The sequence below is a fragment of the Falsiroseomonas tokyonensis genome (genome assembly GCF_019024325.1).
Taxonomy (GTDB): domain Bacteria; phylum Pseudomonadota; class Alphaproteobacteria; order Acetobacterales; family Acetobacteraceae; genus Falsiroseomonas; species Falsiroseomonas tokyonensis.
The window spans coordinates 345,082-364,359 of sequence record NZ_JAFNJS010000004.1; the positions used below are offsets into that span (position 1 = coordinate 345,082).

The window sequence follows — 19,278 nt, forward strand, 5'->3', positions numbered from 1 at the left end:
CGGCTGCCGCGTTGAAGTGGGCGGCTGCCGTGTTGAAAGGGGGCGCGCGTCAGATCGCAAAATTCAGCGGCTCCGTCGCCGGCCGGCGCAACCCGGCGGCGGCGGCCTGGCGCAGCAGGTCGGCCACGGTGGTGGCGGCCAGCCGGTCCCGCAGCAGCGCCTCCAGCGACTGCCAGAAGGGGCGGGTGACGGCGGTGGAAAGCCGGCCGGCGGCCTCGTCCTCGCCCCCGTCCAGCACCGCCTCCACCACCTCGGCCAGGGTGATGCCGCGCGCGGCGCGGGCCAGGCGATAGCCGCCCTTCGGGCCGCGCGTGCTGTCCAGGATGCCGGCGCGGCTCAGCGCCTGCAGCACCGGCTCGATCCCGCGCCGCTGCGCCTGCAGCCGGTCCGCGATCTCCGCCCCGCCCGTCGCTTCCGTCCCTCGCCCGGCATGGAAGGCCACGTCCAGCACGATATCGATGGCGAGCAGCGCGCGATCGCGGCGGAGGATCATGGGGTCGGCCTTCTGCTGGGTCCCAAGCGCCTGATCTACGCGAGCCGCGCGTGAATTGCCAGCCGCCCCCTTCTGGCCCCGTGCGCGCGGCTGTAGACTCCCTGCATGGCACCACAGAAACCACGCACCGAGGCACCCGCTCTCGCCGCGCCGCGCGGCCGCATCTACGGCAGCGTGCTGGAGACGGTGGGCGGCACGCCGCTGGTGCTGCTGCCGCGGCTGGCGGCCTCGGCCGGGCTGGCGGCGCGCCTCGCGCTGAAGCTGGAATTCTTCAACCCGCTGGGCTCGGTGAAGGACCGCATCGGCCTGGCGATGGTGGAGGCCGCCGAACGCGCCGGCCTGATCGCCCCCGGCCGGTCCGTGCTGGTAGAGCCGACCTCCGGCAATACCGGCATCGCGCTGGCCTTCGTCGCCGCCGCCAAGGGCTACCGGCTGATCGTGGTGATGCCCGACGGCGCCAGCATCGAGCGTCGCAAGATGATGTGGCTGATGGGCACGGAGCTGGAGCTGACCCCCGCCCGCCGCGGCATGGCCGGCGCCATCGCCCGCGCCGAGGAGATCGTGGCGGCCACCCCCGAGGCCTGGATGCCGCGGCAATTCGACAACCCCGCCAATCCGGAGGTCCATGCCCAGGCCACGGCCGAGGAGATCTGGGCCGATACCGGCGGGGACCTGGCCGCGATCGTCGCCGGCATCGGCACCGGCGGCACTGCCACGGGCCTGGCCCGGGCGCTGAAACCCCGCCTGCCCGGGCTGCGCGTGCTGGGGGTGGAGCCCGCCGAGAGCGCCGTGCTGAACGGCGACGAGCCCGGCCCGCACCGCATCCAGGGCATCGGCGCCGGCTTCCGGCCGGCGGTGCTGGAGCTGGAGCACCTCGATGGCGTGCTGCGCGTGACAGAGCAGGAGGCGATCGCCGCCGCCCGCCGCTGCGCACGGGAGGAGGGGCTGCCGATCGGCATCTCCTCCGGCGCCGCGCTGCATGCGGCGATGCAGCTGGCGGCGGAGCCGACGATGCAGGGCCAACTGGTGGTGGCCATCGCCGCGAGCTTCGCCGAGCGCTACCTCTCGACCGAGCTCTTCGAGGGGTTCTGACCCGGCCTCAGACGAAGTAGCAGACCTTGTTCGGCACGGCGCCGAAGGGCATCGGGTCGCGGTTCAGCCGCACCTCCAGGAAGGTCGTGGTGAAGGGCCAGAACAGCTTGGTGCCCTGCTTGCCGAATTCCTCCGGCAGCTTCACCTCGGCATCCCAGACGCCGCCCGCGGTTCGGGCTTCCGGGTCGCCCGTCACCCGTTCGCTGTTCAGCCCGTGATAGCCCACAAGCTCGGAGCCGGAGGAGGCGATGATGCGCACCCAGAGTTCCGGCACGGCGCCGCCGGGAAAGTCGGCATAGAGCCGGGTCAGGTTGATGTGGAAGCAGCGCAGGCTGGGATCGGCGCGGTAGGCATGCACGTCGAGGTCGAAGTCGATACGCTGCTTGGCGCCCTGCTGCATGCTGAACAGCTCGATGAAATAGTCGCTGACCGGGTCGCCCCGCTCATCCTGCACGCGGACGACGAATTGCTGGTACTCGTCCATGCCGTTCCGCGCCGCCTTCGTCTCGACCTCGGCCGTTGCGTGCCAGGCCTTGAAGGCGGTGTCGTCCTCCACCCGCAGCGCGGCCAGCACCAGGTCGCGCAGCGTGCCATCCGGCGCGCTGAGGATGGTGGAGTGGTTCTTGTCGCCGATCGGGAAAAGCGGCATCGGCAGCGCGGTCCGGGCCGCGACCTCGCTGGCGGCGATGCGGTTGCGCCGGCCCTTGCCCTGCGCATCCACGGAAAGGTCGATGGTCAGCTTCTGGCTGTCCAGGCTGCATCCGGCGAGCCGCACCGTGCCATCCGTGCCCGGCTCATTCACGATGGCCTTCAGCCCGGTGAAGCGCGCGGTGCCGCAGAGGATGAAGACATAGGGGGATTCCGGGCCGGGGCGGTAGAAGGGCGCCCGGCCGAGCAGGTCCTCATGCGCCAGGTCCCAGGTGAAGCGGCTGCCGAGTTCCAGCCCATCGAGGATGCGGTCGCCGGCCTCCATGAAATCCGTGCCCGGAATCTTGTTGCCCTTGAAGATGGCGCCGAGATAGCCGCGGCCGCGATGCGCGAGCGGGGACCCATTGGTCGCCGGCGCCAGGCCGATCAGCCGCTTCAGCCGGCCGCGGCGGCCCGCATAGGTGGTCAGCCAGGAACGGATCACCAGCATGCCGGTGGAATGGACGATGGCGTCGAAGGGCTGGTCCGGCGCCATGCGGGTGCGGAGCGCGCGATCGAAGCCCTCCGCCAGGTCCTTGATGGTGACCTCGTTGGTCAGGCTGCGGTATTCGCAGATATGCACCTGGTCGCGGTCATGGCCCGCCGCCACGAGCTGGTCCTGCCACGGCTTGAAGGACAGGCCGCGATCCGAATAGCCGTGCAGCAGCACCACCGGATTTTTGGGCGGCATGATAGAAACTCCTCCCCCTCGCCGCGGGCAGGCTGGCATGGCCCTGCACACTGCCGCAACGAACAAGTGGCGCGCCGGCGGCTTCCGCAGCATGACGGAAAGGCGGCACACTCCCCGCCTCATTCTCGCGAGACGCACGCATGACCGAACGCTTCCCCGCCATCCCGCCCGAACGGATGACCGATGCCCAGCGGGAGGTGGCGGCGGCCATCGCCGGCGGCCCGCGCGGCTCCGTCCGCGGCCCCTTCCTGGCGCTGCTGCACCACCCGGCGCTGGCCATGCAGATCCAGGGGCTGGGCGCGCATCTGCGCTACGGCACCGGCATGCCGCAGGCGCTGGTGGAGCTGCTGATCCTGGTGACGGCGCGGCGCTGGTCCTGCCAGTACGAATTCTTCGCCCATGCCCGCATCGCCCGCACCGAGGGCCTGCCGGAGGCGGTGATCACGGCCATCGCCGAGGGCCGCCGGCCGGAGGCGATGACGGAGGACCAGGCCATGGTGCATGACTTCGCCGTGGCGGTGCATCGCGACGGCAAGCCCACCGATGCCCTCTACGCCGCGGCGGAGGCGCGCTTCGGTAAGCCCGGCGTGCTCGATCTGCTGGCGCTGGCCGGCTACTATTCGATGCTGGCGATGGTGCTGAACACGGCTGACCCGGCGCTGCCCGAGGGCGCCGCGCCGCCGCTGAAGCTGCTGTGACGGAGGCTGCCATGACAAAGGCCTTGCGGGTCGGGCTGATGGTGCCGGGCTCCAACACCACCATGGAAGGCGAGATGCGCGGCTTCCTGCCGCCGGGCTCCGCCATCACCCGCATCGGCATCCCACCCAGCAGCGCGCCGCTGACGCCGGCGACCATGCCGGACTATCAGGCGGCGGTGGTGGCCCTGGCCGCGCAGCACTTTTCCCGGACCACGCATGACCTGCTGGTCTATGGCTGCACCGCGGCGGGCTTCGCCGCCGGGCCCGCGGGGGATGCGGCGCTGGCGGCGGCGCTGGCGGAGGCGACGGGGTTGCGGGTGGTGACGACGGCGCGCGCCATGGTGCTCGGCCTGCAGCGGCTCGGCGCGCAGCAGATCGCGGTGGTCACGCCCTATTCGGACGCGGTGAATGCGCAGCTCGAGGCCTTCCTGGCCGATGGCGGCATCGGCGTGACGCGGATGGATTCGCTGCGCGCGCCGGATGTGGCCGCGCTCTGCGCCATCCAGGCGCCGGAGGTGGAGGCGCTGGCGCGCCGCACCATGGCGCCCGATTGCGACGCGCTGTTCATCGGCTGCACGCAGCTGCCGACGCAGGCGTTTCTGGCCGAGCTGGCGCGCGATGTGGGGCGGCCGGTGCTGTCCTCGATCAGCGCGACGGCGGAACAGGCGCTGCGCGTATAGCAGGTCGGGCTTTGCCCCCCTCACCCAAGCCTCTCCCCCCCCCCCCGGGGGAGAGGGCTTTTTGCCGCCCATCAGATCGGGCAGACGCATCCGATCCTCAGATCGGGCAAACGCCCGAGGCGCATTGCAGATGCGCGCCGTCCACCGCCTCGTGCAGCGCCGGGTCGTTGATGCCGGCCACGAGTTCGAGAAAGCGCTCCGGCGTCACCTCCTCCTCCGGCAGGTATTCGTAGCCGAGTTCGCTATCCGGCCGGCTCGGCAGGATGGCGCAGCAACGGATTTGCGGCTGGTGGGTCAGCACCATGTCACGGAAGGCGTCGAGGTCGTGCCGGTCCGTGAGGATCTTCAGCGTGTAGGAGACCTGGTTGCCGCGCTCGGCGCCGATCCAGTGGCGTTCCAGCAGCGACAGCCAGCGATACTGCGCCTCGGGCGAGGCCTCGGGCGCCGTCACCAGCTTTTCGCCGAGGCCGAGCCGCTCGATCAGCGACAGCGTGGGAAAGCCGACGATCGACATGCCGGGGAAGGAGGAGAGGCTGCGGATCGGATAGCCGCGCGCCTCGTAATCCGCCAGCAGCGGGTCGCTATCCGGCGTCCAGCCGCCATCCTCGGCGCGCACCCCCTTGAACTGCACCCAGCGCAGGTAGTGGCGCCGCGCCGGCAGATGCGCGCCCTCGGTCAGGCCGAACAGCTTGCTGGTGGTGCCGGCCGGCTTCACCGTGGTGACGGTGTGCGGCGTCTCCAGGCCCAGCTCCTGCGCATAGGCCTCCGCCTCGTCCTTCGCCGCGGCCGAAAGACGGTCGAGCATCGCCCAGAAGTCGGCGGAACGGTCCTCATCGAGCAGATCCGAGAAGCCGAGGCCGTAGCGCATCCAGGCCCATTCATGCAGGCCGGTCGGGCCGATGCCCATGCGGTTGGTACGCGCGACCTCCGCGCCATAAAGCGCGTCCATGAGATTGGCGCGCATCAGGAAGCGCACGCCGAGGCGCACGCTGTCCTCCACCCGTGCATCCCAATCCTCGGCCAGGTCATCCGCCATTTCGCCGGGCGTCAGCGCCGCGTAATCCACCGGGCAAGCCAGCAGCGGCGCGAAATCGGCGATGACGCAGTAGCCGCCGGTGACGTGCAGCGTGATCTCGCCGCAGGGGTTGGTGGTGGCGGGGAAGCGGGCAGTGCCGGCACGGCGCGCGATCTCGGCCAGCAGGCCCACCGCATGGTCGGCCTGGTAGCGGGCGGATCGCACGTCGCGGCCATCCTCATGCACCGGCTTGTCCCAGGCGGTGCCGGTGCGGTGGTCTTCCAGCTTATCGCCATTGATGAAGCCGGGCTCGCCATTGATGTAGCCGCAGCGCGTCGCTTCCTCGAAGACCGTGAAGGCGTGCTGGTGCAGGGGCTGGGTGCTGCCGGCGCGGGCGGCGCGCACGCCGTCCCAGAATTCCGCATCGACCATGACGGAGTTGTTGGCGGTCCAGAGCCCGCCTTCGGACTTCACGCGGATGAAGCGCAGGATGCCCGGGTCGCGCCAGGATTTCGTCGCCATGCGCGCCGCGCGGCGGGCACCGCCGACCTGCACTTCGACCGACAGGTGATGGTCCACCATCATCGCCTGTTCCCAGGGCTGCATCGTGCCGCTGCGCGCCGGCGCGATGACCTGCGCGCGCAGGTTCACGAAGGCGCGCATCAGCGACAGCGGGCCGGAGGCCGGCCGGCCCTGCATGCCGCCGATCGGCGCGCCACAGGGGCGAATGGCCGAAAAATCGAGCAGCAGCGTGCGGTCCGCGGCACCCTCGAAGGCGAGGCTTTCCAGCAGTTCCACCGCCTTGCCCCAGCCCTCGCGGCTGTCCTCGATCACATGCCGGATCGCATCCGCCGGCGCCTCGGCCGTGTCGGCCAGGAATTCGCGCGCGATCCAGCTGCGAAGATCGGCCTCCTGCTCGGCCGTCATCGACTCCAGCGAGGTGCCCCAGGGCAGCAGCGAAAAATCCAGGCCGAAGCGGTGCAGCGTGGCGCGCGTCGCCGGAAAATCCGCATGCGCGCTGCCGAGGTGCAGCAACAGGTTCGGCGCCCGCGCCCAATCCACCGCCATCAGCTCGTCATCATAGGCCCGGCCCACGCCGCTGCCGTTCAGCAGCAGATAGAACAGGCTGAAGGACGCGGCCGCGGTCGCGCAGTTGGTAAAAACCTCCATGTTGCGGCGCGGCTGGTCGGCATCGCCGTGCTGCAGATGGCGGCCGGAGGTGATCAGCGCGCCGGTGGCGATGGCATTGCGCAGCCGGCCCAATTCCATCCGGTCGGCGCGGTCGCCGAGCAGCGCCATGTTGCCGGCGGCGACGCGGTCCGCCACCCGGCCGAAATCCTCGGCATCGGAGGGGCGGAACACCGTGCGCCGGGCCACCGCCACGCCCATCCCCGCATCCAGCGCCCGCGCTTTCGCCGGCGGGCCGCCGAAGCGGGCGCCAGGGGTGCGGCGGTGGCGAAGGGCGGGGGCGCCGGGCAGTGAACCATCCATGTCGTACATCCTAGTCTCAGGGCCGCGGGCCCCCGCCATCTGCGGTGGGCGCCGAATCTGCGGTGCCCACTACATATAGGGGAAACACCCCTGGTTGGCCACCATATATGGGCGACCAGCCAGCACCCCGCGCGCGCGGAAAACGCGGCCGAACAGCTTGCGCCCGGCCGACCCAGCCCTGTGAGCAAGAGATCGTGTAGTGGGTTCAGCCCACCGCGCGGGCGGGGCGGGCCGCCACCTGGGCCTCCTCCGCGATGCGGGCACAGGCCTCACGCGCCGCCTGGGCCACCCGTTCGGCCAGCCCGGCATGGGCGGACTCGGGCACCTCCTCGATCCGCGCGGCGATGCCGAGGCTGCCCAGCACGCCCCCCTCCGCATTAAACAGCGGGGCGGCGATGCCCAGCACGCCGGGCAGGAATTCGGACTGGGTGATGCTGTGCCCGGCCTCGCGAATGGTCCGCAGCGTGTGCCGGAAGCTCTCCCAGTCCCCGCCGAGGCCCGCCGCCGCGATCGTCCCGCGATGCCGGGCGAAGATGGCGCGCAGCTGGTGCGGCGGCAGATGCGCCAGGATGACCTTGGAAGCCGCGCCATTGAACAGCGGCCGCCGCTGGCCGCGGCTGAACAGCCCGGCCGGCGCGCCGGGCGCCCGCGCATCCGCCACGCACATCACCGTGCCGGAGAAAAGCAGGCAGAGCAGCCCGGTATGCCCGGTCTGCGCCGCCAGACGCTGCATCGAGGGATACCCCCCGGCCGTGACCGGATCGCACAGCCGCATGGTGCGGTCCAGCTCGATCACCCGCGGCCCCAGCATCCAGGCGCCCCCCGCCACCGGCGTCAGCAGCCCCGCCGCCTGCAGCGCCTTGATGTAGCGGTAGCAGGTGGAGCGGGAGGTGCCGGAGACGCGGATCAGCTCCTCCGTCGACCAGGCGGGGGATGCGGTGGTGAAGAGGTCGAGCAGCCCGAGCATCTTCTCGAGGCTGCTGGCCCCGCGCCGGGCTTCCAGGGTCTTTGAAGAAATTCCCGTCATGCTGGACAGTCCGATAGCCCGATTTTAGCGTCACGGGCGCAGTGGGGGAGGAGAAGGGTCATTTCCGAAGCGGGTATAGCCGCGAATGCGGCGCGGCGCAGGCTCGCCGCCGGAGGGCTGGTGCTCTGCATGGGGCTGCGCCAGGCGCGCACGGTGGATATCGGCCAGATCGCCGCCGCCTGCGGCTTCGATGCGCTGTATGTGGACATGGAACACAGCCCGATCGGGCTGGAGGCGACCTCCGCCATCTGCACCGCCGCCGCGGCCTTCGGCGTCACGCCCCTGGTCCGCCCGCCCGGCCATGGCGCGGAATGGATCGGGCGCATCCTGGATGGCGGTGCCCAGGGCCTCATCGTGCCGCATGTGAACACGGCGGCGGAGGCCCGCGCCATCGTCCAGGCCGCCCGCTTCCCGCCCGCCGGCCGGCGCTCCGTCATGGGCCCCGGCCCGGGCATCGGCTATCGCGCGCTCAAGCTCGGCGAGATCAATGCGGCGCTCGATGCCGCAACCCTGGTGGCCTGCATGATCGAGACGCCGGAAGGCGTGGCCAATGCCCCCGCCATCGCAGCGGTGGAGGGGGTGGATGTGCTGCTGATCGGCTCCAACGACCTGTGCACAGAGATGGGCATCCCGGGCGAGCTGCGCAGCCCGCGGCTGCGCCAGGCCTATGCGGAGGTCGCCGCGGCCTGCCGGGCGCAGGGCAAGGTGCTGGGCATCGGCGGCATCCGCGGCGATGCCGAATTGCAGCAGGATCTGATCGGCCTCGGCGCCCGCTTCCTGATCGCGGGCAATGACGTGGGCTATCTGATGGCCGCCGCCCGCGCCGATGCCACGCAGCTGCGCGGGCTGCTGCCGGTCACGCCGCCTTCCGGCTGACCTCGGCCAGCAGCGCGGCGAAGCGCGCCGCATCGGCGGGCGCGGGGGCCAGGCTGACGCCGCAGATCCCATCCTGACCGGCATGGGTGACGGTGACCGCCAGCTCCATGCCCTGCAGCCGCAACCGGCCGCGCGCGCCGGCGGCTGTCGCCGCCCCCTCCAGCCGCGCGCCTTGTGCCGAAAGGTCGCGCAGCCGCACGGCCATCGAGGCGGCGCCCTGCAGCACCAGCTCCGCCGGCAGGTCCACCGCATGGCGCGGATGGCGGCGGCGATTGGCGCCGTCGGTCGAGGTGCGGACGGCGCGGATCACGGCGGTGCGCAGGCTCGACACGGCCGAATCCAGCGTGGTGGCGGTGGTCTGCACATCGCTCGCCTGCTGGTCCGCCTGGCGCACCGCGGCGCGCACCGCATCGGTGCGCTTCGACATCTCGGTGGCCGCCGAGGCGGTCTTGCCGATGCTGCGCGCGATTTCCGCCGTGGCCTCGCCCTGCTGCTGCACCGCCTCCGCCACATTGGCGACGACGCGGTCGATCTCGCCGATCTGCGAGACCATCTGCGTCACCGCCCCCACCGCCGTGCTCGTCGCGTCCCGGATCGCGGTGATCTGGCGGCTGATATCCTCGGTGGAGCGGGCGGTCTGGGTGGCCAGCTGCTTCACCTCGCTGGCCACCACGGCGAAGCCCTTGCCGGCCTCCCCGGCGCGGGCGGCCTCGATGGTGGCGTTCAGCGCCAGCAGGTTCGTCTTGCTGGCGATATCGGCGATGATGCCGGCGACATGGCTGATCTGGTCGGCCTGGCGGGACAGCACCTCGATGCTGCCGCGCGCGCCCTCTCCGGCGGCGACCGCCTGCTGGGCGGCGCTGCCGCTGATGCCCACCTGGCGCGTGATCTCGCCGATCGAGGCGGTGAGCTGTTCCGCCGCCGCGGCCACGGTCTGCGCCGTCTCCTGCGTCTGGCCGGCGGCGGCGGCGGCATCCTCCGCATTCCGGCCGGTGCGGCCGGCGCTTTCCGACATGGCGCGCGCGGTGCGTGCCAGCTCCCCGGTCAGGGCGCTGACCTGCGTCACCGCATCCCCGGCCTCGCGCTCCACCGTCTCCGCCATGTCCAGCAGGGCGGCGTCGCGGCTTTCGGTTGCCGCCGCGGTATAGGTTTCCAGCAGCAGTTCCAGGTCCAGCCAGACCAGGCGGCTCAGCGCGTCCTGCAGCGCTGCCTCCCGCTGCCGCTTCGCGCGGCGGAACAGGCCGCCGGGGGCGGCGGCGGGCTGCGCCGCCAGGTCGCGCAGGATGCCGCTCATCACGCTGTAGTGGCAGATGGCGACGGCGAAGCCGGGCACGCCATGGGTATAGAAGGCGGAGGCCAGGCGGCCGGCCGATTCGACGAAGCCTTCGCCGATCGCGCCGGTCACCACGCGCTGCCAATGCGCCAGCCGCACCGCATGCACCTCAGGCTTCACCAGCGCCGCCTGCATCTCCGGCCAGGGGTCGAAGGTGGCGTGCAGGGAGGTGAGCAGCGCCGGCAGCCGGTCCGTGGCGAAGCCGCGCAGCGTGGCGAGGGTTTCGAGATGCGCCGGCGTCACGCCGAAGGCGCCGAGGCGCTTGTCCTGCTCGGAATTCCTGGTCATCCGCGCGTCCGGTCTGCAGTGGTGGTGCGGCATCCTGGCATGGCAGGCTTTAGCATCCCGTGAATGCGGCCTGTTGGTGGCCGGCAGGGTGGCCTTTGGGGGCCGCACGGGGGATGCTGGGCGCAACGAGATGATGAGGAGCCGCCCGGCATGACCACCCCGCGCCACGAAGCCGCCCTGCTGACCGGCTTCGCCCGCGACCTCTGCCAGGCCGCCGGGCTGGAGGCCGGGAAGGCGCAGGCGGTGGCGCAGACCCTGGTGGAATCCGACCTGCTCGGCCATGCGACGCATGGCCTGGCGCTGCTGCCGCGCTACCTGGATGATGCCGTCTCCGGCGGCATGACGCGGGATGGCGGGCCGGAGGTGCTGCGCGACCGCGGCGCCTGCCTGACCTGGAACGGCCGCCGCCTTCCGGGGCCCTGGCTGGTGCACAAGGCGTTGGACATCGCGCTGGAGCGTGCGGAGACCTACGGCACCGCCACCATCGCCATCGCCGACAGCCACCATATCGGCTGCCTCGCCGCCTATCTGACGCGGGCGACGGAGCGCGGCTTCCTGATGGTGCTCTCCTCCTCCGCCTCCGCCGCCGCCGCGGTGGCGCCCTTCGGGGCGATCACCGGGGTGCTGGCGCCGGATCCGATGGCGGCGGGCATCCCGACCGAGGGCGACCCGATCCTGATGGATGTCAGCGCCTCCATCACCACCATCAACATGGCGGGGCAGCTGCAGAAGGCGGGCGCGCGGTATCCGCATCCCTGGGTGCAGGATGCGGAGGGCAATCCCAGCACCGATCCGGCCGTGCTGTCCCAGGGCGGCACGCTGCTGCCGGCGGGCGGGCTCGATCACGGCCAGAAGGGCTATGCCTGGGCCCTGCTGAACGAGGCGCTGACCCAGGGCCTGTCCGGCTATGGCCGCGCCGACAGGCCCACCGGCTGGACCGCCAGCGTGCTGCTGCAGCTCTACGACCCCGAGGCCTTCGCCGGCCAGGCACAGTTCCTGCGGCAGACCAGCCACACCGCCGCCGCCTGCCGCGCCGCCACGCCGCGGCCGGGCGGCCCGCCGGTGCGGCTGCCCGGCGAATCCGGCCTGGCGCATCGCCGTGCCGCGCTGCGGGACGGGCTGGCGCTGTCGCCCGCCATCTGGTCCGGGCTGCAGGGCGCGGCGGCGAAATTCGGCGTGAAGATGCCGGCCTGAGAGCCTGACCCGGTCAGCGCCGCGGCACGCCGGCCAGGCCCTGCAGCAGGCCGGGCGGCAGGCCCTGGGGCAGTTGCATCGCCTGGTAGCCCTGCGGCCGGACGAAGCGGGCGGGGTCCTGCGCGCCATAGGCGACGCGCGTCGCCTCCACCCGGCCGGATTCGCCGCGCGCCCGGCCCTCCGCCCGCAACGTCACGCCATCGGCGGTGATGCAGGCGGTGCCGCGGTCGTTGCCCTCCTCGTAATGCCAGATCTGGCAGGCATGGCCGGCGACGCGGTCCTGCCCGGCGCGCCGGAAGCGGCCGCTGGCGGGCAGCCCGGCCAGGGCCTGGTTCACCGGCACATCCATCACCATGCGCATCTGCTCCATCACCATGAAGCCGCGCGGCGCCCGCGGGTCCGCCACCACATAGCCGGTGCCGCCGAGATCGGCCCGCAGCAGGTGCCGGGCGGCGAGCCAGGACAGCGTCACCTCCCGCGGTCCGGCCTGGGTGCCGGTGACGCGATAGGTGACGGCGACGTCGCGCGCGGGAAACAGAAGCGGGCGGTCCTGCGCCGCAGCGGGGGGCGCGACAGCCAGGGGAAGCACAAGGGGAAGCACCAGGGCCAGCAGCGGCATCAGGCGGCGGCGCGTGGCGGGCATGCGGAAGTTTCCTTTCCTAGCGTGAAGCCGCCGCACCGCAGAGCTTCCGCAATCAAGGCGATCCCGGATGAAATAGCGGCCATGCGCCGTTGCGATTCACGACCTGTTGAACACCGGCGACGCAGGATCCGCCGGATCAACCGGAGCCGCATCCCCGATGCTGTCAAAAATGTCCATCCGCGAACGCCTGATCGCCGCCTTCAGCTTCATGCTGGTCTGCGTCATCGGGCTGGGCGCCTTCTCCGTGAATCGCATGCAGGCGATCAACCATGCCTCCTCGGAGATTGTCGACAACTGGCTGCCCAGCATCCAGGCGCTCAGCCGGATTCGCGGCCACATGTTCGAGATCCGCATTTCCGTGCTGAATCATGTCAATTCGACGGATGATGCGCGCATGCAGCGGCTGGAGGCCCGGATTGCTCAGCTGAACAACGAATTGGCAACGGAGCAGCAGACCTATCTCCGCCTGATCAGCAGCGCCGGGGAACGCCGCCTCTACGACGCCCTGGCGGAAGCCATCGCGACCTACCAGCGCGCCATGCCAGGCGTGCTCGAACTCTCCCGCTCCAACCGGCGCGAGGAAGCCGGCGCGGCGCTGACCCAGCGGCTGGTGCCACCCGGCGCCGTCATCGCCGAGCGCCTGACCGAGCTGGATGCGCTGAATGCCGCGGGCGCCGCGGCCGCCAGCGCCGCGGCGGATGCCGAATTCAAGACCGATCGGATGCTCATCCTGGTCGGGATCAGCGTCGTGCTCCTCATCAGCCTGGCCGTTGCCTTCGTCATCCTGCGCGCCATCAGCAAGGGCATCGCTGATGTGGTGGCGCCCATGCAGCGCCTGTCGCAGGGCGATCTGGGCGCGCAGGTGCCCGACATCGCCGAACGCACGGAGATGGGCCGCATCGCCGCCGCACTGCGCGTCTTCAAGGCGGCGCTGGAGGAGAAGCAGCGCGCCGATGCCGCCATCCGCGAGGAGGCGGAGGCCAAGTCCCGCCGCGCCGAGACGGTGGCCGCCCTGGTCGCCGGCTTCGAGGCAGAGACCACCGAGGCGCTGGCCGGCGTCGCCACCGCCACCACGCAGCTGGATGCCATGGCCGGCAGCATGACGAAGACGGCAAGGGACGGCGAAAGCCGCGCCGCCTCGGTCGCCGCCGCCGCCGAACAGGCCTCGGCCAGCGTGCAGAACGTGGCGGCTGCCGCCGAGGAGCTTGGCGCCTCGATCGCCGAGATCGCCCGCCGGGTGACGGACAGCGCCAGCGCGGCGCGCGCCGCCTCGGAAGGCGCGCGGGCCAGCGATGCCGCCATCACCAGCCTGTCCGAATCGGCGCAGCGCATCGGCGACGTGGTGCGGCTGATCGCCGACATCGCCGGCCAGACCAATCTGCTGGCGCTGAACGCCACCATCGAGGCGGCGCGCGCCGGCGAGCACGGCAAGGGCTTCGCGGTGGTCGCCAGCGAGGTGAAGGCGCTGGCCGCGCAGACCGCCCAGGCCACGGAACAGATCGGCACGCAGATCGCCACGATGCAGGCGGAGACCCGCGGCGCGGTGGATGCCATCCGCGGCATCGCGGCCACGATCGACCAGGTCGACCAGATCACCGTGCAGGTGGCCGCGGCGGCCGAGGAACAGGCCAGCGCGACGCAGGAAATCGTCCGCGCGGTGGCGGAGGCCGCGGCCGGCACGCGGGAGGTCTCCCGCTATACCGGCGAATTGTCGCAGGGTGCGGTGGCGACCGGGGAGGCGGCGACGCAGGTCGGCCATTCCTCGGGCGAGCTGACGCAGCGGTCGCTGCGGCTGCGGAACCAGGTGGACGCCTTCCTGTCCGGCATCCGCGCCGCCTGAGCCTTCCGAACCGCGGCGATCCTGTGAGAGGATCGCCTGGGACTTGAAAAGAGGCGGCAATCCTGTGCCAGGATCGCCGCATGCCTGCCTCCCCCACCACCCGCCTGCGCCGCCTGTGCATGGCCCTGCCCGAAGCGGCGGAGGTGGAGACCTGGGAGCAGCCGACCTTCCGGGTGCGCGGGCGGATCTTCGCGATGCTGCACCTGGGGGAGCACGGCCTGGCCGTGTGGTTCAAGGCGCCGCCGGGCAGCCAGGAGCTGCTGGTGGAAGCCGCGCCGGACCGCTTCTTCCGCCCGCCCTATCTCGGCCCCAAGGGCTGGGTGGCGCTGCGCTTGGCTGGCGCGGTGGACTGGGCGGAGGCGGAGGCGCTGGTCCGCCGCAGCTATTCCCTCATCGCACCGAAGCGGCTGGCGGCCCAGGCGGTCGGACCCACCTGAACCAGCAACCCGCTCATCGCCGGGTGACGGTGGCTGCGCGGCAGACGGCGCCGAGGAAGCAACCCTGCCTCATCCCAGGAAGGCGGACCTTCTGCGCACAGCTGGATCCCAGGCAGCGGGGCAGCCTGGGGAAGTTCGAGCGGCGCGAGGATGGCCGGCGGCCACCCGCGCCCGCGTCACCCTGCCTCAGCGCGTCTGCGCCGCAGCCCCCTGCCCGGCCGCCCCGGCATCCGCCGATTGCGCCTGGTTGCGCGTGATCCGCCACACGGTGTTCGACAGATCATCCGCCACGATCAGCGCGCCGCGCGGATCCACCGTGACACCCACCGGGCGCCCGCGCGCATTGCCCTCGCTGTTCAGGAAGCCCGTGACGAAATCCACCGGCTCGCCCGCCGGGCGGCCATCGCGGAAGGGCACGAAGACCACGCGGTAGCCGGACGGCGGGGTGCGGTTCCAGCTGCCGTGTTCGCCGACGAAGGCGCCCTCGGCGAAGTCCGGGCCCATGGCGGGTTCCGAGAAATCCACGCCCAGCGCGGCCACATGCGCGCCCAACGCGTAATCCGGTCGGATCGTGGCCGCGACGCGTTCGGGATCCTGCGGCTGTGCGCGCGGGTCTACATTCTGGCCCCAATAGGCGTAGGGCCAGCCATAGAAGCCGCCCTCGCGCACCGAGGTCAGGTAGTCCGGCGCGATGTTCGGGCCGATCTCGTCGCGCTCATTCACCACGGCCCAGAGCTGGCCGGTGCCGGGCTGGATGGTCAGCGCGGTCGGGTTGCGGAGCCCGCTGGCATAGGGGCGATGCGCGCCGGTCTCGACATCGATCTGCCAGATCATGGCGCGGTCTTCCTCCGCCTCCATGCCGCGCTCGGTGATATTGCTGTTGGAGCCGATGCCGACATAGAGGAAGCGGCCATCCGCGCTCGCGGTCAGCGCCTTGGTCCAATGGTGGTTGATGACGGAAGGCAGCGCCGCGACGGTGGTCGGCGGGCCGCTGGCCTGGGTCTGGCCCTCGGCGTAGTCGAAGCGCACCAGCGCGTCCTGGTTCGCCACGAACAGCGCATTGCCGACCAGCGCCAGGCCATAGGGCGCGTTCAGGTTTTCGGCGAAGACGTTGCGCGTCTCATAGGTGCCGTCGCCATCGGCATCGCGCAGCAGCGTCAGCCGGTGGCCCGGCGCGACGGAGGTCTTGCCCCAGCTCTTGATGATGCCGGCGATGAAATCCTTCGGCCGCAGCACCGGCGCGCTGCCGCCCGTGCCCTCCGCCACCAGGATATCGTCATTCGGCAGCAGCAGCGTCTGCCGCGGGATGCGCAGGTCGGTGGCGATCGCGCGGATCGTGTAGCCGGCCGGCACCGTCGGCACTTCATTGCCCCAGCCCACGGGGCGCGGGATCGTCATATTGGGCAGCAGGCCGCGCTCGGGCTCCGGCATCTGCGGATTGGCGCCGCGCTGCAGCGGGCCCGGATCGCTGTCGCAGGCGGCGAGCGCGATGACCGCCGCGCCGAGGAGCAGTTTCGTGCGCATCACTTCACCTCGCGGGCGTTGAAACGGGAATAGCCGAGCCAGGACGCGACCAGCGCCAGGATGGTGGCGATGACCGAGAGGAAGAGACCCTCCGGCATCGTGGCCCAGGCATCCTTGGCATGGACCAGCGCATTGATGAGACCGAGCACCCACATGGCGGCCAGCACGAGGAAATAGACCAGGTTGCGCCGGCGCCGCGCACGGCCGCCGACCGCCAGGTCGATCAACGCCCAGAGCAGGGCGAAGCCGCCCACCAGCAGGCCGCCGGCGATCAGCCAGGAGGCGAAATTGGCCCATTGGACCTGGAAGGTGGCGCGATAGGCCAGGTCGCTCAGCAGGGCGCCGAGGAACAGGGGAAAGGGGAAGGCCAGCAGGATCGCATGCAGGGGATGGATCGGCTGGAATGGCCGCAGATGCGGATTCGCGGCGGGCGCGTTGGCGGGGATGGCAACCACGGCGTCTGTACTCCTTGCCGGAACCCGGCCGTTGGATCGGCTTGGGTTGCAGGTCAACGGCACAGCGCGCGGCAGGGTTTCCCCCGGGGCCCGATTCTTCGCCCCGGTTTCTGGCCCGGTGCTTGAGCCCCTCGGCCGGCGCGCTGGCAGCGCGCCGGCCTCAAAAGCGTGTCAGGCCAGTGTCAGGCCCACCGCGACATTGCCGCGGGTCGCGTTAGAATAGGGGCAGACCTGGTGCGCCTTCTGCACCAGCGCCTCCGCCTGCGCAGGCTCCAGGCCCGGCAGGGAAACGGTCAGGTCGGCGGTGATGCCGAAGCCGCCCTCGGAACGGGGGCCGATGCCGACCTTGGCCGTCACCTTCGCCGTCTCCGGCACACGGACCTTCTCCTGCCCTGCGACGAACTTCAACGCGCCGAGGAAGCAGGCCGCATAGCCGGCGGCGAAAAGCTGTTCCGGATTATTGCCCGCACCGCCGGCGCCGCCGAGCTCGCGGGGCGTCGCGAGCTTCACCTCCAGCGCGCCATCCGTGGTGCGGGCGCGGCCATCGCGGCCACCCTCGGCGGTGGCTTCGGTGCTGTATTTCACGTCGACGGTCATGCGGTTGGTCCTTTGCTCGATGCAGGCCAGGTGCCGGATGCAAATCTTCTGGCTCGCTATTTAATAGTGCACAATCTTTTTGCCCGCAAGCCAAATTCGGGATAAGGTGCCCCATGCCCAGCAAGCCCGCCCCGAACACCACCCCCTCGCCCTGCCTGAAGCTGGAGGACAACCTCTGCTTCGCCCTCTACGCGGCCAACCACGCCTTCACCGCGGCCTACAAGCCGCTGCTGGACCCGCTCGGCCTGACCTATCCGCAATACCTGGTGCTGCTGGTGCTCTGGGAAGCCGAGGACCAGACGGTGAAGGCCCTGGGCCAGCGGCTGCACCTCGATTCCGGCACGCTGACGCCGCTGCTGAAACGCATGGAGACGGCGGGCCTGGTCCGCCGCCGCCGCGATGCGGAGGATGAGCGCCAGGTGCGCATCGCCCTGACCGAGGCAGGCCGTGCGCTGCAGGCCCGGACCGTGGAGGTGCAGCGCAGGCTGTCCTGCCTGCTGCAGGAGGCAAGCCCCGCGGCGCTGCGCGACGCGCTCCTCGCCCTCACCCGCGCCCTGCGCCGGGGGCCGCCGCCGGCCTGAGGCGGCGCGACGCGGCCGGCATGGAACTTTCCCGGTGACCTCGCGCTTCCAGCCGCGCCGCAGATCGTCACCAGCCCGCGCCTTGACCCGCAACCCACCACGCATCCAAACGGAGCCGATGGAGGCCTCCCCCAACGCCACCGCCGCCAAGCACCTGGATCCGGCCGTCACCACCCTGCGGCCCGGCGACAATTGCTGGCGCATCGAAACGGCCAGCCGGGCCACGGTGATCATCGATGCCGCCGAGTATTTCCGCGCGGCACGCACCGCCATGCTCGCCGCCCAGCAGCGCATCATGCTGATCGGCTGGGACTTCGATTCCCGCATCGACCTGATCCCGGGCGAGGAATCGACCGATGCGCCGCATGGCCTCGGCGAATTCATCATCTGGCTGGTGAAGCGCCGGCCGGAGCTTGAGATCTTCCTGCTGCGCTGGGACCTCGGCGCGCTGAAGGCGCTGTTCCGCGGCTCCACCATCCTGACCCTGCTGCGCTGGAAGGCGCATGCGCGCATCACGGCGCAGCTGGACAGCAGCCATCCGCCGGCGGCCTCGCACCACCAGAAGATCGCGGTGATCGACGATTGCCTGGCCTTCTGCGGCGGCATCGACATGACGGCGGACCGCTGGGACACGCGCGACCATGCGGATGAGAATCCGCTGCGCCTGCGCCCGGGCGGCAAGCCGCACAGCCCCTGGCATGATGCCACGACGGCGCTGGAAGGCCCGGCCGCCGCGGCGCTGGGCGAATTGGCGCGGGAACGCTGGCGGCTGGCCAGCGGCAAGGTGCTGCCCCCCGTCACAGCCCGCGGCAGCTGCTGGCCGGAAGGCCTGGCGCCCCAGTTCCACAATATCCAGGTCGGCATCGCCCGCAGCCAGCCGGAGATGCCGGAAAGCCCGGCGGTGCTGGAGATCGAGCGGCTTTATCTCGACCTGATCGCCTCCGCCCGGCACATGATCTACGCCGAGAGCCAGTACTTCGCCTCCCGCCGCATCGCGGAGGTGATCGCGCGACGGCTGGCGGAGCCGGATGGGCCGGAGATCGTGCTGGTGAACCCGCATAGCGCGCAGGGCTGGCTGGAGCCCATCGCCATGGATTCCGCCCGCGCCCGGCTGCATGAGGCGCTGCACCGGCTGGATGTGCATGGGCGCTTCCGCATCTACCATCCGGTGACGCAGGGCGGGCAGCCGATCTATGTCCATGCCAAGATCCTGGTGGTGGATGACCGCGTGCTGCGCGTCGGCTCCTCCAACATGAACAACCGCTCCATGCGGCTGGATACCGAATGCGACGTGGTGATCGACGCCGCGCTGCCCGCCAATGCGCATCTGCGCCCCACCATCCGCGGCATGCGCGACGGGCTGCTGGCCGAACACCTCGGCTGCGCGCCGGAAACGGTGGCGGCGCGCATCGATGCCGAGGGTTCGCTAATCGCGGCGATCGAGGCGCTGCGCGGCCCCGGCCGCAGCCTTGTGCCCTATGAGACGCCGGACCTCACCACCGTGGAGGCCTGGCTGGCAGATCACGAGGTGCTGGACCCCGAGGGGCCGGAGGAGATGTTCGAGGCCATCGAGAAGCGTGGCCTGTTCCGCCGCTTCAGCCGGCTGCGGCGCGCCAGGCCGCGCAGCTGACGCTTG

At 71.3% G+C, this 19,278-nt stretch carries 18 protein-coding genes; 9 read left to right on the forward strand and 9 right to left on the reverse strand.

Annotated features, from left to right (window positions below; translation table 11 throughout):
- Positions 1 to 49: 49 nt before the first annotated feature.
- Positions 50 to 493 (reverse strand): RrF2 family transcriptional regulator, encoded by a 444-nt coding sequence (locus J3S20_RS15335; RefSeq protein ID WP_216837363.1) that lies wholly within the window; start codon positions 491 to 493, stop codon positions 50 to 52.
- Positions 494 to 598: 105 nt separating this feature from the next.
- Between J3S20_RS15335 and cysK the strand changes: the two genes are divergently transcribed.
- A complete protein-coding gene (gene cysK, locus J3S20_RS15340; protein WP_216837364.1) occupies positions 599 to 1,585 on the forward strand; it encodes a cysteine synthase A in 987 nt (328 codons plus the stop codon).
- A 7-nt stretch (positions 1,586 to 1,592) separates the two neighbouring features.
- Here the strand turns inward: cysK and J3S20_RS15345 are convergent, their stop codons facing one another.
- Positions 1,593 to 2,963 (reverse strand): esterase/lipase family protein, encoded by a 1,371-nt coding sequence (locus J3S20_RS15345; RefSeq protein WP_216837365.1) that lies wholly within the window; start codon positions 2,961 to 2,963, stop codon positions 1,593 to 1,595.
- Between the two features lie 140 nt (positions 2,964 to 3,103).
- On the opposite strand from J3S20_RS15345, the gene J3S20_RS15350 reads away from it, so the two are divergent.
- Together J3S20_RS15350 and J3S20_RS15355 are read left to right on the forward strand one after the other, a co-directional pair.
- Positions 3,104 to 3,661 carry a carboxymuconolactone decarboxylase family protein gene (locus tag J3S20_RS15350; RefSeq protein ID WP_216837366.1) on the forward strand — a complete coding sequence of 186 codons (558 nt, stop codon included), beginning with the start codon at positions 3,104 to 3,106 and terminating at the stop codon, positions 3,659 to 3,661.
- 11 nt (positions 3,662 to 3,672) lie between these two features.
- Positions 3,673 to 4,341, forward strand: a complete 669-nt coding sequence (locus J3S20_RS15355) for a maleate cis-trans isomerase family protein (protein ID WP_216837367.1) — start codon at positions 3,673 to 3,675, stop codon at positions 4,339 to 4,341.
- 97 nt (positions 4,342 to 4,438) lie between these two features.
- Here J3S20_RS15355 and J3S20_RS15360 read toward each other — a convergent pair whose 3' ends face one another.
- Together J3S20_RS15360 and J3S20_RS15365 are read right to left on the reverse strand one after the other, a co-directional pair.
- On the reverse strand, positions 4,439 to 6,847 hold the full coding sequence (locus tag J3S20_RS15360; RefSeq protein WP_216837368.1) for a recombinase: 2,409 nt from the start codon (positions 6,845 to 6,847) through the stop codon (positions 4,439 to 4,441).
- 205 nt (positions 6,848 to 7,052) lie between these two features.
- Positions 7,053 to 7,874, reverse strand: a complete 822-nt coding sequence (locus tag J3S20_RS15365) for an IclR family transcriptional regulator (RefSeq protein ID WP_216837369.1) — start codon at positions 7,872 to 7,874, stop codon at positions 7,053 to 7,055.
- 129 nt (positions 7,875 to 8,003) lie between these two features.
- Here J3S20_RS15365 and J3S20_RS15370 point away from each other — a divergent pair, with 129 nt between their 5' ends.
- The gene (locus J3S20_RS15370; protein ID WP_246602917.1) at positions 8,004 to 8,750 is read left to right on the forward strand and encodes an HpcH/HpaI aldolase family protein; all 747 of its coding nucleotides are present in this window, start codon (positions 8,004 to 8,006) and stop codon (positions 8,748 to 8,750) included.
- Here J3S20_RS15370 and J3S20_RS15375 read toward each other — a convergent pair.
- The gene (locus J3S20_RS15375) at positions 8,731 to 10,371 is read right to left on the reverse strand and encodes a methyl-accepting chemotaxis protein (RefSeq protein WP_216837371.1); all 1,641 of its coding nucleotides are present in this window, start codon (positions 10,369 to 10,371) and stop codon (positions 8,731 to 8,733) included. The two genes, J3S20_RS15370 and J3S20_RS15375, sit on opposite strands and share 20 nt — an antisense overlap.
- Before the next feature lie 150 nt (positions 10,372 to 10,521).
- Here J3S20_RS15375 and J3S20_RS15380 point away from each other — a divergent pair, with 150 nt between their 5' ends.
- Positions 10,522 to 11,565 carry an Ldh family oxidoreductase gene (locus J3S20_RS15380; RefSeq protein WP_216837372.1) on the forward strand — a complete coding sequence of 348 codons (1,044 nt, stop codon included), beginning with the start codon at positions 10,522 to 10,524 and terminating at the stop codon, positions 11,563 to 11,565.
- A gap of 13 nt (positions 11,566 to 11,578) precedes the next feature.
- Here J3S20_RS15380 and J3S20_RS15385 read toward each other — a convergent pair whose 3' ends face one another.
- Complete coding sequence (locus J3S20_RS15385) at positions 11,579 to 12,208, reverse strand: hypothetical protein (protein ID WP_216837373.1); 630 nt, start codon at positions 12,206 to 12,208, stop codon at positions 11,579 to 11,581.
- Between the two features lie 169 nt (positions 12,209 to 12,377).
- Between J3S20_RS15385 and J3S20_RS15390 the strand changes: the two genes are divergently transcribed.
- On the forward strand, positions 12,378 to 14,048 hold the full coding sequence (locus J3S20_RS15390) for a methyl-accepting chemotaxis protein (RefSeq protein WP_216837374.1): 1,671 nt from the start codon (positions 12,378 to 12,380) through the stop codon (positions 14,046 to 14,048).
- A gap of 80 nt (positions 14,049 to 14,128) precedes the next feature.
- Positions 14,129 to 14,485 (forward strand): MmcQ/YjbR family DNA-binding protein, encoded by a 357-nt coding sequence (locus J3S20_RS15395; RefSeq protein WP_216837375.1) that lies wholly within the window; start codon positions 14,129 to 14,131, stop codon positions 14,483 to 14,485.
- 186 nt (positions 14,486 to 14,671) lie between these two features.
- On the opposite strand, the gene J3S20_RS15400 is transcribed toward J3S20_RS15395, so the two are convergent.
- From J3S20_RS15400 to J3S20_RS15410, 3 genes are all read right to left on the reverse strand, one after another.
- Positions 14,672 to 16,009, reverse strand: coding sequence for a PQQ-dependent sugar dehydrogenase (locus J3S20_RS15400; RefSeq protein ID WP_216837376.1), 1,338 nt, complete (start codon positions 16,007 to 16,009; stop codon positions 14,672 to 14,674).
- Entirely contained in the window at positions 16,009 to 16,464 is a 456-nt protein-coding gene (locus tag J3S20_RS15405; RefSeq protein ID WP_343215232.1) for a DUF2231 domain-containing protein, read from the reverse strand. The genes J3S20_RS15400 and J3S20_RS15405 overlap by 1 nt, the downstream gene beginning before the upstream one ends.
- A gap of 171 nt (positions 16,465 to 16,635) precedes the next feature.
- The gene (locus tag J3S20_RS15410; protein WP_216837377.1) at positions 16,636 to 17,061 is read right to left on the reverse strand and encodes an organic hydroperoxide resistance protein; all 426 of its coding nucleotides are present in this window, start codon (positions 17,059 to 17,061) and stop codon (positions 16,636 to 16,638) included.
- A 113-nt stretch (positions 17,062 to 17,174) separates the two neighbouring features.
- On the opposite strand from J3S20_RS15410, the gene J3S20_RS15415 reads away from it, so the two are divergent.
- Together J3S20_RS15415 and J3S20_RS15420 are read left to right on the forward strand one after the other, a co-directional pair.
- Complete coding sequence (locus tag J3S20_RS15415; RefSeq protein ID WP_216837378.1) at positions 17,175 to 17,642, forward strand: MarR family winged helix-turn-helix transcriptional regulator; 468 nt, start codon at positions 17,175 to 17,177, stop codon at positions 17,640 to 17,642.
- A gap of 118 nt (positions 17,643 to 17,760) precedes the next feature.
- Entirely contained in the window at positions 17,761 to 19,272 is a 1,512-nt protein-coding gene (locus tag J3S20_RS15420) for a phospholipase D-like domain-containing protein (protein ID WP_216837379.1), read from the forward strand.
- Positions 19,273 to 19,278: the final 6 nt, after the last annotated feature.

Excerpts from the sequence above, each read along its gene's own strand:
- J3S20_RS15335 (WP_216837363.1), bottom strand. The coding sequence starts at position 493 with ATGATCCTCCGCCGCGATCGCGCGCTGCTCGCCATCGATATCGTGCTG.
- cysK (WP_216837364.1), top strand. The coding sequence starts at position 599 with ATGGCACCACAGAAACCACGCACCGAGGCACCCGCTCTCGCCGCGCCG.
- J3S20_RS15345 (WP_216837365.1), bottom strand. The coding sequence starts at position 2,963 with ATGCCGCCCAAAAATCCGGTGGTGCTGCTGCACGGCTATTCGGATCGC.
- J3S20_RS15350 (WP_216837366.1), top strand. The coding sequence starts at position 3,104 with ATGACCGAACGCTTCCCCGCCATCCCGCCCGAACGGATGACCGATGCC.
- J3S20_RS15355 (WP_216837367.1), top strand. The coding sequence starts at position 3,673 with ATGACAAAGGCCTTGCGGGTCGGGCTGATGGTGCCGGGCTCCAACACC.
- J3S20_RS15360 (WP_216837368.1), bottom strand. The coding sequence starts at position 6,847 with ATGGATGGTTCACTGCCCGGCGCCCCCGCCCTTCGCCACCGCCGCACC.
- J3S20_RS15365 (WP_216837369.1), bottom strand. The coding sequence starts at position 7,874 with ATGACGGGAATTTCTTCAAAGACCCTGGAAGCCCGGCGCGGGGCCAGC.
- J3S20_RS15370 (WP_246602917.1), top strand. The coding sequence starts at position 8,004 with ATGGGGCTGCGCCAGGCGCGCACGGTGGATATCGGCCAGATCGCCGCC.
- J3S20_RS15375 (WP_216837371.1), bottom strand. The coding sequence starts at position 10,371 with ATGACCAGGAATTCCGAGCAGGACAAGCGCCTCGGCGCCTTCGGCGTG.
- J3S20_RS15380 (WP_216837372.1), top strand. The coding sequence starts at position 10,522 with ATGACCACCCCGCGCCACGAAGCCGCCCTGCTGACCGGCTTCGCCCGC.
- J3S20_RS15385 (WP_216837373.1), bottom strand. The coding sequence starts at position 12,208 with ATGCCCGCCACGCGCCGCCGCCTGATGCCGCTGCTGGCCCTGGTGCTT.
- J3S20_RS15390 (WP_216837374.1), top strand. The coding sequence starts at position 12,378 with ATGTCCATCCGCGAACGCCTGATCGCCGCCTTCAGCTTCATGCTGGTC.
- J3S20_RS15395 (WP_216837375.1), top strand. The coding sequence starts at position 14,129 with ATGCCTGCCTCCCCCACCACCCGCCTGCGCCGCCTGTGCATGGCCCTG.
- J3S20_RS15400 (WP_216837376.1), bottom strand. The coding sequence starts at position 16,009 with ATGCGCACGAAACTGCTCCTCGGCGCGGCGGTCATCGCGCTCGCCGCC.
- J3S20_RS15410 (WP_216837377.1), bottom strand. The coding sequence starts at position 17,061 with ATGACCGTCGACGTGAAATACAGCACCGAAGCCACCGCCGAGGGTGGC.
- J3S20_RS15415 (WP_216837378.1), top strand. The coding sequence starts at position 17,175 with ATGCCCAGCAAGCCCGCCCCGAACACCACCCCCTCGCCCTGCCTGAAG.
- J3S20_RS15420 (WP_216837379.1), top strand. The coding sequence starts at position 17,761 with ATGGAGGCCTCCCCCAACGCCACCGCCGCCAAGCACCTGGATCCGGCC.